A 12,499-nucleotide genomic window follows, 5' to 3' on the forward strand; every position below is an offset into this window, starting at 1 on the left:
CGTCCCGGTCGGACTCGGCGGCGGGTCACACGGTCACACACTCACACGTGACTTCGTGGTCAGCACGAAGTCGTCGGCGCGGACCTTCCTGGTCCGCATCCAGTACCGCCACGTGAACCCCGGCCAGATCGTCCGGTTCACGCCCTGCGCGTCCAGGTACCAGCTCTTGCACCCGCCCTCGGTCCACACCCCGCGACTCAGCTTCCGCTGGATCTCGGAGTTGAACCGCCGCTGCACGTCGACCCGGACCTCCACCTCGTCGGCGCGGTCCAGCATCCCCAGGCACTGCGACACGTACTTGATCTGCGACTCCGCCATGAACACCACGGAGTTGTGCCCCAGGCCGGTGTTGGGGCCCAGCAGGAAGAAGAAGTTGGGGAACCCGGCGACGGTGATCCCGTAGTGGCTCTGGATGCCCTGCTCCTGCCACTCCTTCGCCAGGTCCCGCCCGTCCTTGCCGGTGATCGACAGGTACCCGAACGCGTCGATCACGTGGAACCCGGTGCCGTAGACGATCGTGTCGACCTCGTGCTCCACCCCGGCGGTGTCGACGACGCTGTGCTCCCGGACCTCGGCGATGCCGTCGGTGACCAGGTCGACGTTGGGCCGCGACAGCGCGGGGTAGTAGTCGTTGGAGATCAGCACCCGCTTGCACCCCATCGTGTAGTCCGGGGTGAGCTTCTCCCGCAGCGCGCGGTCCGGCACCTGGTGGGCCATGTGCCGCTTGGCGATCCGCTGCGCGAGCTTCATGATCCGCGGGTTCACCGCGAACCCCAGCGCGGTCGACTCCCTGGTCCAGTACACGAAGTTCCGGAACAGCCGCTGGGCGAACGGCACCCTGCGGAACACCTTGTGCTCGCGCTCGCTGATGGGCCGGTCGGCCTTGGGCATGATCCACGGCGGTGTGCGCTGGAAGACGGCCAGCTTCTCCACCTGGTCGGCGATCTTCGGCACGAACTGGATCGCGCTCGCGCCGGTGCCGACGACGGCGACCTTCCTGCCGTCCAGGTCGTACTCCCGGTCCCACCGCGCGGAGTGGAACACCTTGCCCTGGAAGCGTTCCACGCCGGGCAGCTTGGGCACGTTCGGGATGTGCAGCGCCCCGACGCCCATCACCAGCGCCTTGGCGGTGTAGGTGTCCCCCGTGCCGGTGGAGACGTGCCAGACCTTGGCGTCCTCGTCCCACCGCGCGCCGGTGAACTCCGTGTCGAACCGGATGTGCCGCCGCAGGTCGTACTTGTCCGCCACGCCCTGGAGGTACGCCCAGATCTCCGGCTGCTCGGCGAAGGCCCGCGACCAGTTCGGGTTCAGCTCGAACGAGTAGGAGTACATGTGGGACTGCACGTCGCACGCGCAGCCGGGGTACTGGTTGTCGCGCCACGTCCCGCCGAGGTCGGACGCCTTCTCCAGGACGACGAAGTCGTGCCTGCCCGTGCGCTTGAGCTCGATCGCCATGCCCAGCCCCGAGAAGCCGGTGCCCACGATCAGTACTTCGGTGTCCCGGTGCGTGCCCATCAGTGCGCAACCTCCGCGGTCCCGGTCAGATACTCGCCAGTAGGTTACTCGAAGTAAGTTACTGGCGGTAGTACCCTTCTCCGATGACCAGCATCCAGCCAGCGCGCCGACGCCGCATGCCCAAGGCGGAGCGCAAGGCCCAGATGCTCGACGTCGCCGAGGTCGTCTTCGCCGAGCAGGGCTACCTGGCCACGTCCATGGACGAGATCGCCGAGCGCGTCGGCGTCTCCAAGCCGATGCTCTACGAGTACTTCGGCTCCAAGGAAGGCCTGCTGATCGGCTGCATCCAGCGCGCGCGGACCGAGCTGCGGACCAAGACCGAGGCCGCGATCGTCGGCGCGACCGGCCCGGAAGACCTGCTGCGCCGGGGTTTGCTGGCGTTCTTCGAGTTCATCGTCGAGCACCGGCGGTCGTGGGCGCTGCTGCGGCAGGAGGCGGCGATCACCGTGCCGTCGGCCGAGGAGGAGATCGAGGGCATCCGCACGCAGCAGACGGCGCTGATCGGCGCGGTGATCGCGGGGTTCTCGCCCGACCTGGAACCGCTGGAGGCCGAGGCCTTCGCGGAGATCGTCGTGGGGTCGTGCGAACGGCTGGCGCTGTGGTGCGAGCGCAGGCCCGAGGTGGGGCCCGCGCTCGCGACCGACTACGTGATGACCGTGGTGTGGCGGGGCGTGTCGGCCCGGCTCACGGCTTGACGACGACCTTCAGCGCGGTGCGGTCCTCCATCGCCCGGTAGGCGTCGGCGACCTCGTCCAGCGGCACCGTGCGGTCGAACACCGGCGACGGGTCCAGGCGGCCCGCCAGGACGTCGGCGAGCAGCTCCGGCAGGTACCTGCGGGTCGGGGCGACGCCACCGCCCACGCCGACGTTGCGGTCGAACAGGTCGTTCATCGGCAGGCCCGGCATCCCGTGCGGCACGCCCACGTACCCGATGCGGCCACCGTCGCGCACGATCCCGAGCGCGGTCTCCCACGACGGCCCGGTGCCGACGCACTCCAGCACGGCCGACGCGCCCAGTCCGCCGGTCAGCTCCTTGACCCGCTCGATCGCCGCCTCACCGCGTTCGGCCACCTGGTCCGTCGCGCCGAACAGCCGCGCCACGGCGGCGCGGTCCTCGTGACGGCCCAGCGCGATCACCCGCTCCGCGCCGAGCCGCTTCGCGGCCAGCACGCCGCACAGCCCCACGGCCCCGTCGCCCACGACCGCCACCACCGAGCCCGGCACGACCCCCGCGGCGAGGGCCGCGTGGTGGCCCGTGCCCATGACGTCCGACAGGGACAGGAACGCGGGCAGCAGCTTCGCGTCGGCGCCCCTGGGCACGCTCACGAGCGTGCCGTCGGCCTGCGGCACCCGCACGGCCTCGCCCTGACCGCCGTCGTACCCGCGCTTGCCCCACATCCCGCCCTGGGGGCACGACGTGTGCACGCCCGCGACGCAGTAGGCGCACGTGCCGTCGCTCCACATGAACGGCGCGATCACCCGGTCGCCGACCCGCACGGACGTGACCTCCGAGCCGACGTCGACCACCTCGCCCACGAACTCGTGGCCGATGCGCTGGCCCGGCCGCCGCTTCGACACGCCGCGGTAGGCCCACAGGTCGCTGCCGCAGACGCAGGCCAGCTCGACCCGCACGACGGCGTCGGTCGGCTCCTGGAGAGCGGCGTCGGGCACCTGCTCGACCCGGATGTCACCGGGTCCGTGGATGGTGGTCGCGCGCACCTGTCCCCCTCTTGTCGGCGGTACTGACGGTCCATCCTGGCGCGTCGGATCGAGTCCCGCGCAGGTGGCCCGCGTTGTCGAATCGCATTCGTGTTCGGGTTGTGTTCGGGATCGGGGCGGCAGGCTCGGGAACCGTCCGAACACGCCTAAGATGTTTCAACCGTGCCCTGCAAGAGAGAGGTGGCGTGGTCTTGGCCACACCGGCTTACAGCGAAGAACCCCGCTCGCCCCAGCGCGGACGGCCGCGCGACGCGAGCCGGGACGACGCGCTGCGCCAAGCCGCGCTCGAGGTGATGGCCGAGGTCGGCTACCGGGCGCTGACCATGGACGCCGTCGCCGCGCGCGCCCGTGCGGGCAAGGCGACGATCTACCGCCGGTGGGAGTCCAAACTGGACCTGGTGATCGACACCTGCACCCAGCTGGCGAGCCGGAACCTGGTCGCGCCGGACACCGGGTCGCTGGCCGAGGACCTGCGGGAGTTCCTCAACTCGTTCGCCGCGTTCCTGTCCGGCCCGATCGGCAAGGCCGCGCAGGCGCTCGTCGGCGAACTGCCGCACGAGCCGGAACTCGCGGCGGCGTTCCGCGAGACGTTCCTGATCTCCCAGCGCGACGTGCTGTTCGGCGTCCTGCACCGCGCGGTGGGGCGCGGCGAGGTCCGGGAGCACGCCCCCCTCACCATGGCGGTCGAGCTCGCGGGCGCGGCGCTGATCTACCGGCTCATGCTCACCGGCGACCCGCTGGACCAGCCGTTCGTGGACAAGGTCGTGGACCAGGTCCTGCTGCCGCTGGTCGGCAACCAGACCTGAGGGACCACCCGAATTGCGGACACGCCCGAGCGGGCGGACCAGTAGTGTCGGGGGTTCCAGACCACCGCTCCGCGTCACGGGAGGCTGACATAGACCAGCCACCGCAGCGACGGTCGCCGGGATGGCCCGCCACGACCCTGCTGGGCCGTCTGCGACCGCCGACCCGCGACCGGCTGCTGGTCCTCGGCACGACGGTCTCGTACCCGGACAACGACGTGATCCTCAAGCACGGCGAACGCGGCGACAACGTCGTGCTGCTGCTGTCGAAGGCCGTCAAGGTCGTCGTCCACAGCGAGCACGGTCCGACCGCGCTGCTCGCGATCCGGATCCGCGGCGACCTCGTCGGCGAGCAGTCCGTCATCGACCACAACCCGCGCTCCGCCAGCGTGATCGCCTGCGGCGAAGTGCTGGCGAGGTCCATCGGCCGCGGCGAGTTCGAGGCGTTCCTGCGCCGCGCGCCGGACGCCGAGCTGGAGCTGCGGCGCATGGTGAGCGAACGCCTGCGCTGGGCCGACCAGCGCCGCGTGGACTTCCTCGCGCTCAAGGCGTACGCCAGGGTCGCGCGGGTGCTGGTCGAGGTCGCGAAGACGTGCGGCTGGACCGACGAGGAGACCTGGGAACTGGACATCCCGCTCACCCAGGAGGAACTGGGGTCGCTCGCGAGCATCGCGCGGCGGACCGTGGAGCAGCAGATGAAACGCCTGATCGACGCCGGGCTGGTGCGGACGGCGTACCGGAAGACGTCGCTGCTCGACATGGCGGAGCTGCAACGCGTGGCCAATTCCCACTGAACGATCTCCGCAGAAATGTGGTGCCACCGACCGGTCGCGTCCCCCACAGTGGGGTGACCGAGACCCGTTGGAGGGCCATTTGGTGACCGAACCACTGCTCCGCCCGCGCGGAGCCGTCGCGAAGACCGTCCGGCGCAGGCGGGACGACGTCGGTGAAGCGCACTTCGCCATCACGCAGTTCAGCGGGTGGGTCGCGAACGCGGACACCAAGGCCGGGCTGCTGGCGACCGCGACGATCGTCCTCGGCGGCACGCTCGCCGGGCAGCGCGCCGAGATCCGCGCGTCGTTCACGCCGACGACGTGGCACGAGTGGGTGCGGGCGGTGGTGATGGCCTTGACGCTGGTCGCGGTGCCCGCCGCCGTGCTCGCGCTGACCGCGGCGCTGCGCCCGCGCGTGCTCGACGGCAGCCGGTCGCGCTACTCGTGGCCGAGCGTCGCCGCCACGCCCGTGCGCGACCTGCCCAGGAGCAAGCGGTCCGCCGCCGACGAGGCCTGGCTGGCGGCGCACGACCTCGCCGTCATCGCCCGGCAGAAGTTCCGCTGGCTGAGGATCGCGCTGCTGGCCTGGGTGGTCGGCGCGCTCGGGTTGTTCGCCTGGTTCCTGCTCGCGCCGTAGCCGGCGGTCCAGCGGGCCGTCAACGGCCCGCTGGACCGGCCCGTCAGCGGAACAGCTTGCGCACGACCAGCAGGCCCACGACGACGCCCACCGCGATGAGCGCGTACTTGACCTTCGGGTCGTCGAACTTGGCGCGCACGGTGGCTTTGCCCTCGTCGACGAAGCGCTGGGGGTTGGCCCTCGTGCCCAGCTCGTCCAGGGTCGTGGCCAGCGCGTCGCGAGCCTGCTCGATCTCACGCTGGATGGTGTCGGGGTCGCGAGCCACATGTCCTCCTGTCAGCGGTGCCCTAGGGCTTGCCCCACCGTAGTTGACCTGACGCCGGTGCGTGTCGATAGGCTTGCCGAACGGGGGCCGTAGCCCAATTGGCAGAGGCACACGGTTTAGGTCCGTGCCAGTGAGAGTTCGAGTCTCTCCGGCCCCATCCCCCGGTGGGCCCGCCCGCGAGGGCGGGTCCACCGCTCCGGGCCCGACGACGCGGAGGAGACCACGTGAGCAGCACGCTGCACGACACGCTCGCCGGCCCCGCCGCCGACGCCAGGTCCCGGTTCGCCAGGGACGACAACGGCTACATCCAGGGCTCCACCGTCGTCCACGCCGTCCGCCTCCAGGACTGGCTCGGCGTCTCCGTCCCCGGCCCCGGCTGCCACGTGGGCACCGGCGGCTGGGACTTCACCCGCTTCAAGCCGACCCGCTCCCCGGTCGACTGCGGCCGCTGCGCGAAGTCCGGGATGCGCGGCGTGACGTCGACCGACGACGGACCGGGCCAACTGGCGTTCGACCTGCTCTGACCCCCGTCAGAACGGCCAGTCCGCCGACCGGCCCGCCTCCAGCAACGGGACCATGCGGAACGCGGCATCCGAAAGCCCCCCGAAGGTGTGACGGTTCGCGCCGCCCGCCGGGGTGTTGCCGTGGCGGTAGCCCGCGAGGTTCCACACGTACACCGGGACGTCCGCGGGCACGCCCGCCGCCGCGTCGGCGGTGGCGGACTGCTCGTCGGTGATCACCACGACCCGGTCGTGGCCCGCGAAGTGCGCCCGGACCGCGCCCGCGGTGTCGGTGTAGTCGATCGCCGGGCCGAGACCGTTGACGGCCTTGAGCAGCGACCCGCCCTTGGCCACCTTCACGACCCTGCTGGTGCCGCCGTAGACGACCGTGGTCGCCTGCTCGGCCCGCAGGGCGAGCGCGAGCCCGAACACGGCGGCCTGGTCGGCGCAGGAGATGTCCGACGTCACCTTGGTCGAGAAGTGGTAGCCGGGGAACATCGACGGCGAGCGGTCGACGCAGATCAGCGTCCGGCCGCCCAGCGCGGGCACGGTCGCCAGCGACGCGGCGAGCGCGCGCTCCAGCGCCTGACCCCACCGCAGCGACGGCGCGGCCCGGTAGGCGGCCAGGAAGCGGAACGGGAACTGCCGCGACCGCGCCACCTCCTCCGGGTCGGCGAGCGTCGCCGCCACCCCGGCCGCGACCTCGTCGGAGACCCCGGCCTCGTCGAAGTTGCGGACGTTCCGCAGCAGCGCCATGTACCCCATCGACGGGATCAGGGCCTCCCACACGGCGGCGGTCAGCGGCCCGTGGAGCCAGCCCGCGACCGACTCCCACGTCAGGCCCGCGCGGCGCAGCTCGGCCGCCGCGGTGGGGCGCGAGAACAGCGCGCGGCGCTCCGCCACCGGCAGCGCCAGCAGCTCGGCCCGCGCGGTCAGCAGCCCCAGCGACGACGGGACGGGCTCGTCGCGGCGGTGGCGGACGTTCAGCGCGTGGCGGTACAGGTCTCCTTGGCGGGTGTCGGTGGCGGACGGGTGGGTCAGGTCGAGCACGTCGCCGAAGCGGAAGCCGCGCGCGGCGCTGTCCCACTTGGCCAGCGCGCGCTCGGTGTACAGGCGGCGGACGGCGTCCGCGACACCCCGCTTGACCGGCTTCGGGATCGCGCGGCCGTGCACGGAGGTCCAGTAGGCGAGCAGCTCGCCCGGCTCGTCGGCGCGCTGGAGCACCGAGTCGACGACCTGGCGGGACAGGCCGGACTCGCCCGTGACCAGGCGGGCCCAGGTGAACTCGGCCGCGCCCACGAGGGACGCCGACCGCATGTTCGCCTCGGTGCGCAGCCAGCGCAGGAAGCGGACCACCCACTCGGGATCGGTCGTGGTGACCTCGTGCACGAGGTCCGCGTAGCGCTCGTCGCGCGCGCCGCCGGACTCGTAGAACGTCCGCTCCCCCACCATGTTCGCCACCGCGAGCAGGAAGAGTTCCGAGCGGGCGTCCCGGACGAAACCCGCGCCGCCCTCGTGGGTGCGCGCGCTCGCCGTCCGCTCCGAGGTGATCGGGCTGACGACGGCGGTCTTCGTCGCGCCCGCGTTGAACTTCGCCATGGCCCCGCCTCTCCGAAATGGACTCCGCCCGTGTCCGAGATCGAGGTGGCACGGGGTACAAGGTGCTCTGGCCCCTGAGCTACACCGGCCGGTACCGGTGACGGGACTCGAACCCGCGGCCTCCCCATTAAAAGTGGAAGTAACCCCTTGCGGCGCACCGGACACGGGCGAAGTCGTGGCTCCCGAGACCAGATCGCCGACGGTGTGGGTTTCGTTGACAGCGAAGTAACCGTCGACGGCGCACCGGGAGTACGTGATCAACGTTAGGCGGGTGGTCAACCCGTTTTCCGGGACTGGCCTACGCTCGGGTGGGTGTCGACGGAGTCCCCATTCACGGCTCGGAACGTTCTGCTCGCGGTGTGCGCTGTGGTGTTGGTCGGGGTCGCGGGGCTGGTGGTCGTGCGGGTGACCGGGCTCGACGCGGGGTCGGTGTTCGCGCTCGTGGTGGTCGGGGTGCCGTACGCGGTGGTCGTCACCGTGGTCGTCGGGGTCGTGACGGTCGTGGCGGGGGCGCGGTGGTTGACGGTGCTCGCGCTCGGGCTGCTGGTGGTCCAGCTGGTGGTGCTGGTTCCCCGCTTCGTCGCCGACGGGACCGCGGTTCCCGACGGGGCGGCGCGGTTGCGCGTCGCGACGGTCAACTCGCACGTCGGCAACGTGGACGCGAAGGCGCTCGTCGACTTCGTCCGCTCCGAGAGGATCGACGTGCTGGCCGTGGAGGAGCTTGCCCCGCAGGCGATTCCGGGGTTGGACGCGGCCGGGTTGCGGGACGTGATGCCCTACCGCGAGCTGCGGCCCAAGGACGACTCCTCGCTGTACTCCCGGTTCCCGTTCACCAGCAGCGGGCCGCTCGCCGCGCCGACCACGTGGCCGCAGACGACCGCCACGCTCACCGTCGCGGGCCGGGCGGTCGAGGTCGTCGCCGTGCACACCTACTACCCGGCGGGCGACCCCGACCGGTGGACGCGGGACATGATCGCGCTCAAGGCCGTGGCGCACGAGAACTCCGTGCTGCTGGGCGACTTCAACGCCACGCTCGACCACGAGCCCATGCGGGACCTGCTGTCGGCGGGCCTGGTCGACTCCCACGCCGAGCTGGGGCGCGGGTGGGCGCCGACGTGGCCCGCCGACCGCGCGCTGCCACCGCTCGTGCAGCTCGACCACGTGCTGCACGGTCACGGGTTCGCGGCCGTCGCGGTCGGCGAGCGCACGCTGCCCGGCTCGGACCACCGGCTGGTCTTCGCCGAGCTGGCCCTGGTCTAGTCGCCCGCGCGGCGCATGGCGCGCGCGCCGACCAGGACGCCCACCACGGCGAACCCGACCGCGCTGGCCACGCCGTGCAGCACGGCGGTCCCGCTGAGGTGCCCGGCGAACAGGTCGCGCTCGGCCTCCACGACGTAGGTCAGCGGGTTGACCCGCGACACCGCGCGCATCCACGACGGCGCGGTGTCGAGCGGCAGCAGGACGCCGGACAGCATCAGCAGCGGGAACAGCAGCGTCTGCTGGACCACGTAGAACAGCGACTCCTGCTTGCGCGCGAGCACCGCCAGCGCGCAGGAGAACGCCCCGAGCCCGATGCCGATCACGGCCAGCAGCAGCATCGCCACCACCGCGCCGACGAGGTGCGGCTCGAAGCCGAACGGCAGCACCACGACGATGATCAACGCCGATTGCGCGAGCAGCAGCAGGGCTTCCTTGCCGGTGCGGCCGACGAGCATGGCGGACCGGCTGATGGGCGTGACGAGCATCCGGTCGAGCGAGCCGCCGGACATCTCGGTCATCAGCATGTACCCGGCGGAGATCGTGCCGGACAGGCCCATCATGATCAGCGTGCCGGGCACGAACCACTGCCACGCCGCGTCCCCGCCGCCCCACGCGAGGCCGGTCAGCAGCGAGCCGAAGAAGACCAGGAACACCACCGGCTGGGCCATGCCGAACACCAGGCCGATCGGGTTCCGCAGCTGCGGCCGCACCTCCCTGGCGAACACGACGGCGGTCTCGGTCGCGAACCTCATGCCGCGCTCTCCCTCAGGCTGCGCCCGGTGAGGGCGAGGAACACGTCGTCGAGCGTGGGCCGCCGGACCTCCGCCGTCCGCACGTCCACCGTGGCCGCGTCCAACGCGCGCAGCAGCACCGGCAGCACGGCGGACCCGTCGGGCACCCGCAGCCGGACCGCGTCGCCGTCGACGACCACCTCGCGCGCCAACGGGATCCGGTCGGCGATCCGCGCGGCCCGCGCCGCGTTGTCGGTGACGACGGTGAGCCGGTCGCCGGCGAGGTTCGCCTTGAGCCGCTCGGCCGTGTCGTCGGCGATGATCCGCCCGTGGTCGATCACCACGACCCGTTCCGCCTTGGTGTCGGCCTCCTCCAGGTAGTGGGTGGTCAGGAAGACCGTCGTGCCCAACTGGTCGCGCAGCCGCAGGATGTGCTCCCACAGGTTGGCGCGGTTCTGCGGGTCCAGGCCGGACGACGGCTCGTCGAGGAACAGCAGTTCCGGCCGGTGGACGAGGCCGAGCGCGATGTCGAGCCGCCGCCGCTGCCCGCCGGACAGCGTGCCCGCGGGCCGGTCGGCCAGGTCCTCCAGCTCCATCGTGGCGAGCAGGTCGTCCGCCCGGCGGCGGGACTCGGCCGGGGTGAACCCGTGGCAGCGCCCCTGGGTCACCAGTTCGTCGCGGACCCGGAAGTACGGGCCCGCGCCGTTGCCCTGCCCGACGTAGCCGATGCGCCTGCGCACCGCGGCCGCGTCGGAGCGGATGTCGTGGCCCGCGATCCGGGCCTCTCCCGAGGTCGGCGGGAGCAATGTCGTCAGCATTCGCAACGACGTCGACTTGCCCGCCCCGTTCGGTCCGAGGAATGCGACGAGTTCCCCTTTCGCGACGTCGAGGTCGAGACCCCGCACCGCGTCCACGACCCGCCGTTTCACCTTGAAACGCCTGGTCAGCCCCCGTGTTCTGATCAACTTCTCCTCCTGGTTCCGGACATGCGCCAGCCGCGCCGGAGTAGGCGCCTGCCGATGGGTGGGATGCGAAAGCCCGAGAAGAGTAGGCCCAAAACACGCCGTTTCGTCAGGGTGCCTGACACTGGAGATATGCGCGCGCCCATTCCGTACCTGCTCGCCTACGCCCACACCATCGCCTCGCGGCTGGCCGACGCCGAACTCCGGCCGCACGGGCTGACCGTCCGGCAGTTCGGCCTGCTCGCGCAGCTGCGCGCCGAACCGGAGCTGACGATCTCGGAGTTGGCGCGGCAGCTGGGGATCACCCGCCAGTCGCTGCACGGGATGGTCGACGAGCTGGAGCGCGGCGGGCACCTCGTGCGCGAGCCGGGGGCGTCCGGCCGCACCCGCAGGCTCGCGCTGACCCCGGACACCGCCCGGTTGCTGGCCGACGCGCGGGGACCGCTGGCGCGGGCCGAGGCCGAGTTCCTGGGCCGGATGCCCGTGCGGGATCGGGAGGCCCTGCGCGCGCTGCTGCAACGGGCGTTGGCCGAAGCGACCGACGACGAGGCCTGGCTGTGACGCCGGAAGAGGCGTAAGATGAACTGTACGTTCAGTTTACTTTTGGGAGAACAGCGATGACCAGCACGTTCACCATCGGCGGCGACCTCGAAGTCGGCCGCCTCGGCTACGGCGCCATGCAGCTCCCCGGCCCCGGCGTGTGGGGCGAGTCCCGCGACCCCGAAGGCGCGGTCGCCGTGCTGCGGCGCGCGGTCGAGCTCGGCGTCACGCTGATCGACACCGCCGACGCGTACGGCCCGTTCACGGCCGATCTCCTCATCAAGGAGGCGCTGCACCCGTACGCCGACGGCCTCGTGATCGCGACCAAGGTCGGTTTCACCCGGCAGGGCCCCGGCCAGTGGACGCCCGTCGGCCGCCCGGAGTACCTGCGGCAGCAGACCGAGCTGAGCCTGCGCCACCTCGGCCTGGAGCGGATCGACCTGATGCAGCTGCACCGCATCGACTCGAAGGTCCCGCTGGCCGACCAGATCGGCGAGCTGGCCCTGCTCCAGCAGGAGGGCAAGATCCGGCACATCGGCCTGAGCGAGGTGTCCGTCGACGAGCTGAAGGCCGCGGGCGAGTTCGCGACCATCGTGTCGGTGCAGAACCTCTACAACCTGACCAACCGCAGCGCCGACCCGCTGCTCGACCACTGCACGGAGAACGGCATTGGCTTCATCCCGTGGTTCCCGCTCGCGACCGGCAAGCTCGCCAAGGAGGGCGGCCCGCTCGACCTGGCCGCCAAGGAGCACGACGCGTCCCCGTCGCAGCTCGCGCTCGCGTGGCTGCTCAAGCGCTCCCCCGTGGTGATGCCGATCCCCGGCACGTCGTCGGTGGCGCACCTGGAGGACAACATGGCCGCGGCGTCGATCGAGCTGACCGACGCGGAGTTCGCCGCGCTGACGGCGTGAGCGTCTGGTTCGTCACGGGCGCGTCGCGCGGCCTCGGCGCGGAGATCGCCCGCGCCGCGCTGGCCGCCGGGCACGAGGTCGTGGCCACGGCCCGCGACCGCACGGCGATCCCGGCCGCGTCGCTCGCCCTCGCGCTGGACGTGACCGACGAGGGCCAGGCGAGCGCCCGGGGGGGGGCGGCGGGGGCCCGCGTCGGGCGGGTCGACCGGGTGGGGGGGGGTGTTATAAAAAAAATAACCGGCCGACCACATATGGGGTGTTTATAAAGGGGGGGGGGGGGTGAA

The 12,499-nt window shown here is 71.8% G+C and carries 15 protein-coding genes and 1 tRNA gene; 10 read left to right on the forward strand and 6 right to left on the reverse strand.

The genetic code is table 11. The annotated features are described in order from the left end of the window. Positions 1 to 33: 33 nt before the first annotated feature. On the reverse strand, positions 34 to 1,515 hold the full coding sequence (locus tag ACFWW9_RS43390; RefSeq protein ID WP_390389013.1) for a flavin-containing monooxygenase: 1,482 nt from the start codon (positions 1,513 to 1,515) through the stop codon (positions 34 to 36). A gap of 83 nt (positions 1,516 to 1,598) precedes the next feature. Between ACFWW9_RS43390 and ACFWW9_RS43395 the strand changes: the two genes are divergently transcribed. Next, positions 1,599 to 2,210: a TetR/AcrR family transcriptional regulator gene (locus ACFWW9_RS43395; RefSeq protein WP_390389014.1), complete on the forward strand. Its 612-nt coding sequence runs from the start codon at positions 1,599 to 1,601 to the stop codon at positions 2,208 to 2,210. On the opposite strand, the gene ACFWW9_RS43400 is transcribed toward ACFWW9_RS43395, so the two are convergent. Then, positions 2,200 to 3,234, reverse strand: a complete 1,035-nt coding sequence (locus ACFWW9_RS43400) for a zinc-dependent alcohol dehydrogenase family protein (protein ID WP_390389015.1) — start codon at positions 3,232 to 3,234, stop codon at positions 2,200 to 2,202. The genes ACFWW9_RS43395 and ACFWW9_RS43400 overlap by 11 nt on opposite strands. Positions 3,235 to 3,425: 191 nt before the next feature. Here ACFWW9_RS43400 and ACFWW9_RS43405 point away from each other — a divergent pair, with 191 nt between their 5' ends. The 3 genes from ACFWW9_RS43405 to ACFWW9_RS43415 all read left to right on the forward strand — a co-directional run bounded on the left by ACFWW9_RS43405 (position 3,426) and on the right by ACFWW9_RS43415 (position 5,447). Next, entirely contained in the window at positions 3,426 to 4,040 is a 615-nt protein-coding gene (locus ACFWW9_RS43405) for a TetR/AcrR family transcriptional regulator (protein WP_390389017.1), read from the forward strand. A 44-nt stretch (positions 4,041 to 4,084) separates the two neighbouring features. Next, positions 4,085 to 4,831 (forward strand): Crp/Fnr family transcriptional regulator, encoded by a 747-nt coding sequence (locus tag ACFWW9_RS43410; protein WP_390389019.1) that lies wholly within the window; start codon positions 4,085 to 4,087, stop codon positions 4,829 to 4,831. A gap of 82 nt (positions 4,832 to 4,913) precedes the next feature. Further along, positions 4,914 to 5,447 carry a Pycsar system effector family protein gene (locus tag ACFWW9_RS43415; protein ID WP_390389022.1) on the forward strand — a complete coding sequence of 178 codons (534 nt, stop codon included), beginning with the start codon at positions 4,914 to 4,916 and terminating at the stop codon, positions 5,445 to 5,447. A 43-nt stretch (positions 5,448 to 5,490) separates the two neighbouring features. Here ACFWW9_RS43415 and ACFWW9_RS43420 read toward each other — a convergent pair whose 3' ends face one another. Further along, positions 5,491 to 5,712 carry a DUF3618 domain-containing protein gene (locus ACFWW9_RS43420; protein ID WP_106193945.1) on the reverse strand — a complete coding sequence of 74 codons (222 nt, stop codon included), beginning with the start codon at positions 5,710 to 5,712 and terminating at the stop codon, positions 5,491 to 5,493. Positions 5,713 to 5,795: 83 nt separating this feature from the next. On the opposite strand from ACFWW9_RS43420, the gene ACFWW9_RS43425 reads away from it, so the two are divergent. Further along, positions 5,796 to 5,869, forward strand: a tRNA-Leu gene (locus tag ACFWW9_RS43425). Positions 5,870 to 5,936: 67 nt separating this feature from the next. Next, positions 5,937 to 6,236, forward strand: a complete 300-nt coding sequence (locus tag ACFWW9_RS43430; RefSeq protein ID WP_390389025.1) for a hypothetical protein — start codon at positions 5,937 to 5,939, stop codon at positions 6,234 to 6,236. A gap of 6 nt (positions 6,237 to 6,242) precedes the next feature. On the opposite strand, the gene ACFWW9_RS43435 is transcribed toward ACFWW9_RS43430, so the two are convergent. Beyond that, positions 6,243 to 7,811 carry a TROVE domain-containing protein gene (locus ACFWW9_RS43435; RefSeq protein ID WP_390389027.1) on the reverse strand — a complete coding sequence of 523 codons (1,569 nt, stop codon included), beginning with the start codon at positions 7,809 to 7,811 and terminating at the stop codon, positions 6,243 to 6,245. Between the two features lie 366 nt (positions 7,812 to 8,177). Here ACFWW9_RS43435 and ACFWW9_RS43440 point away from each other — a divergent pair, with 366 nt between their 5' ends. Then, positions 8,178 to 9,071 carry an endonuclease/exonuclease/phosphatase family protein gene (locus ACFWW9_RS43440; RefSeq protein ID WP_390389029.1) on the forward strand — a complete coding sequence of 298 codons (894 nt, stop codon included), beginning with the start codon at positions 8,178 to 8,180 and terminating at the stop codon, positions 9,069 to 9,071. On the opposite strand, the gene ACFWW9_RS43445 is transcribed toward ACFWW9_RS43440, so the two are convergent. Further along, positions 9,068 to 9,823 carry an ABC transporter permease gene (locus tag ACFWW9_RS43445; RefSeq protein WP_390389032.1) on the reverse strand — a complete coding sequence of 252 codons (756 nt, stop codon included), beginning with the start codon at positions 9,821 to 9,823 and terminating at the stop codon, positions 9,068 to 9,070. The two genes, ACFWW9_RS43440 and ACFWW9_RS43445, sit on opposite strands and share 4 nt — an antisense overlap. Continuing rightward, a complete protein-coding gene (locus ACFWW9_RS43450; RefSeq protein ID WP_390389035.1) occupies positions 9,820 to 10,767 on the reverse strand; it encodes an ATP-binding cassette domain-containing protein in 948 nt (315 codons plus the stop codon). Before ACFWW9_RS43450 ends, ACFWW9_RS43445 begins: the two co-directional genes overlap by 4 nt. A gap of 129 nt (positions 10,768 to 10,896) precedes the next feature. Here ACFWW9_RS43450 and ACFWW9_RS43455 point away from each other — a divergent pair, with 129 nt between their 5' ends. From ACFWW9_RS43455 to ACFWW9_RS43465, 3 genes are read left to right on the forward strand one after another with little or no spacing between them, the layout of a single operon-like run. Further along, positions 10,897 to 11,325 carry a MarR family winged helix-turn-helix transcriptional regulator gene (locus ACFWW9_RS43455; RefSeq protein WP_390389037.1) on the forward strand — a complete coding sequence of 143 codons (429 nt, stop codon included), beginning with the start codon at positions 10,897 to 10,899 and terminating at the stop codon, positions 11,323 to 11,325. A gap of 56 nt (positions 11,326 to 11,381) precedes the next feature. Continuing rightward, positions 11,382 to 12,215, forward strand: a complete 834-nt coding sequence (locus tag ACFWW9_RS43460) for an aldo/keto reductase (protein ID WP_390389039.1) — start codon at positions 11,382 to 11,384, stop codon at positions 12,213 to 12,215. After that, a complete protein-coding gene (locus ACFWW9_RS43465) occupies positions 12,212 to 12,481 on the forward strand; it encodes an SDR family NAD(P)-dependent oxidoreductase (RefSeq protein ID WP_390389041.1) in 270 nt (89 codons plus the stop codon). The genes ACFWW9_RS43460 and ACFWW9_RS43465 overlap by 4 nt, the downstream gene beginning before the upstream one ends. Positions 12,482 to 12,499 lie beyond the last annotated feature (18 nt).

The sequence above is a fragment of the Umezawaea sp. NPDC059074 genome (genome assembly GCF_042738955.1).
Classification (GTDB): domain Bacteria; phylum Actinomycetota; class Actinomycetes; order Mycobacteriales; family Pseudonocardiaceae; genus Umezawaea.

Bases quoted from the DNA above. Each gene is read 5' to 3' on its own strand.
- ACFWW9_RS43390 (WP_390389013.1), bottom strand. From the start codon at position 1,515: ATGGGCACGCACCGGGACACCGAAGTACTGATCGTGGGCACCGGCTTC.
- ACFWW9_RS43395 (WP_390389014.1), top strand. From the start codon at position 1,599: ATGACCAGCATCCAGCCAGCGCGCCGACGCCGCATGCCCAAGGCGGAG.
- ACFWW9_RS43435 (WP_390389027.1), bottom strand. From the start codon at position 7,811: ATGGCGAAGTTCAACGCGGGCGCGACGAAGACCGCCGTCGTCAGCCCG.
- ACFWW9_RS43445 (WP_390389032.1), bottom strand. From the start codon at position 9,823: ATGAGGTTCGCGACCGAGACCGCCGTCGTGTTCGCCAGGGAGGTGCGG.
- ACFWW9_RS43455 (WP_390389037.1), top strand. From the start codon at position 10,897: ATGCGCGCGCCCATTCCGTACCTGCTCGCCTACGCCCACACCATCGCC.
- ACFWW9_RS43460 (WP_390389039.1), top strand. From the start codon at position 11,382: ATGACCAGCACGTTCACCATCGGCGGCGACCTCGAAGTCGGCCGCCTC.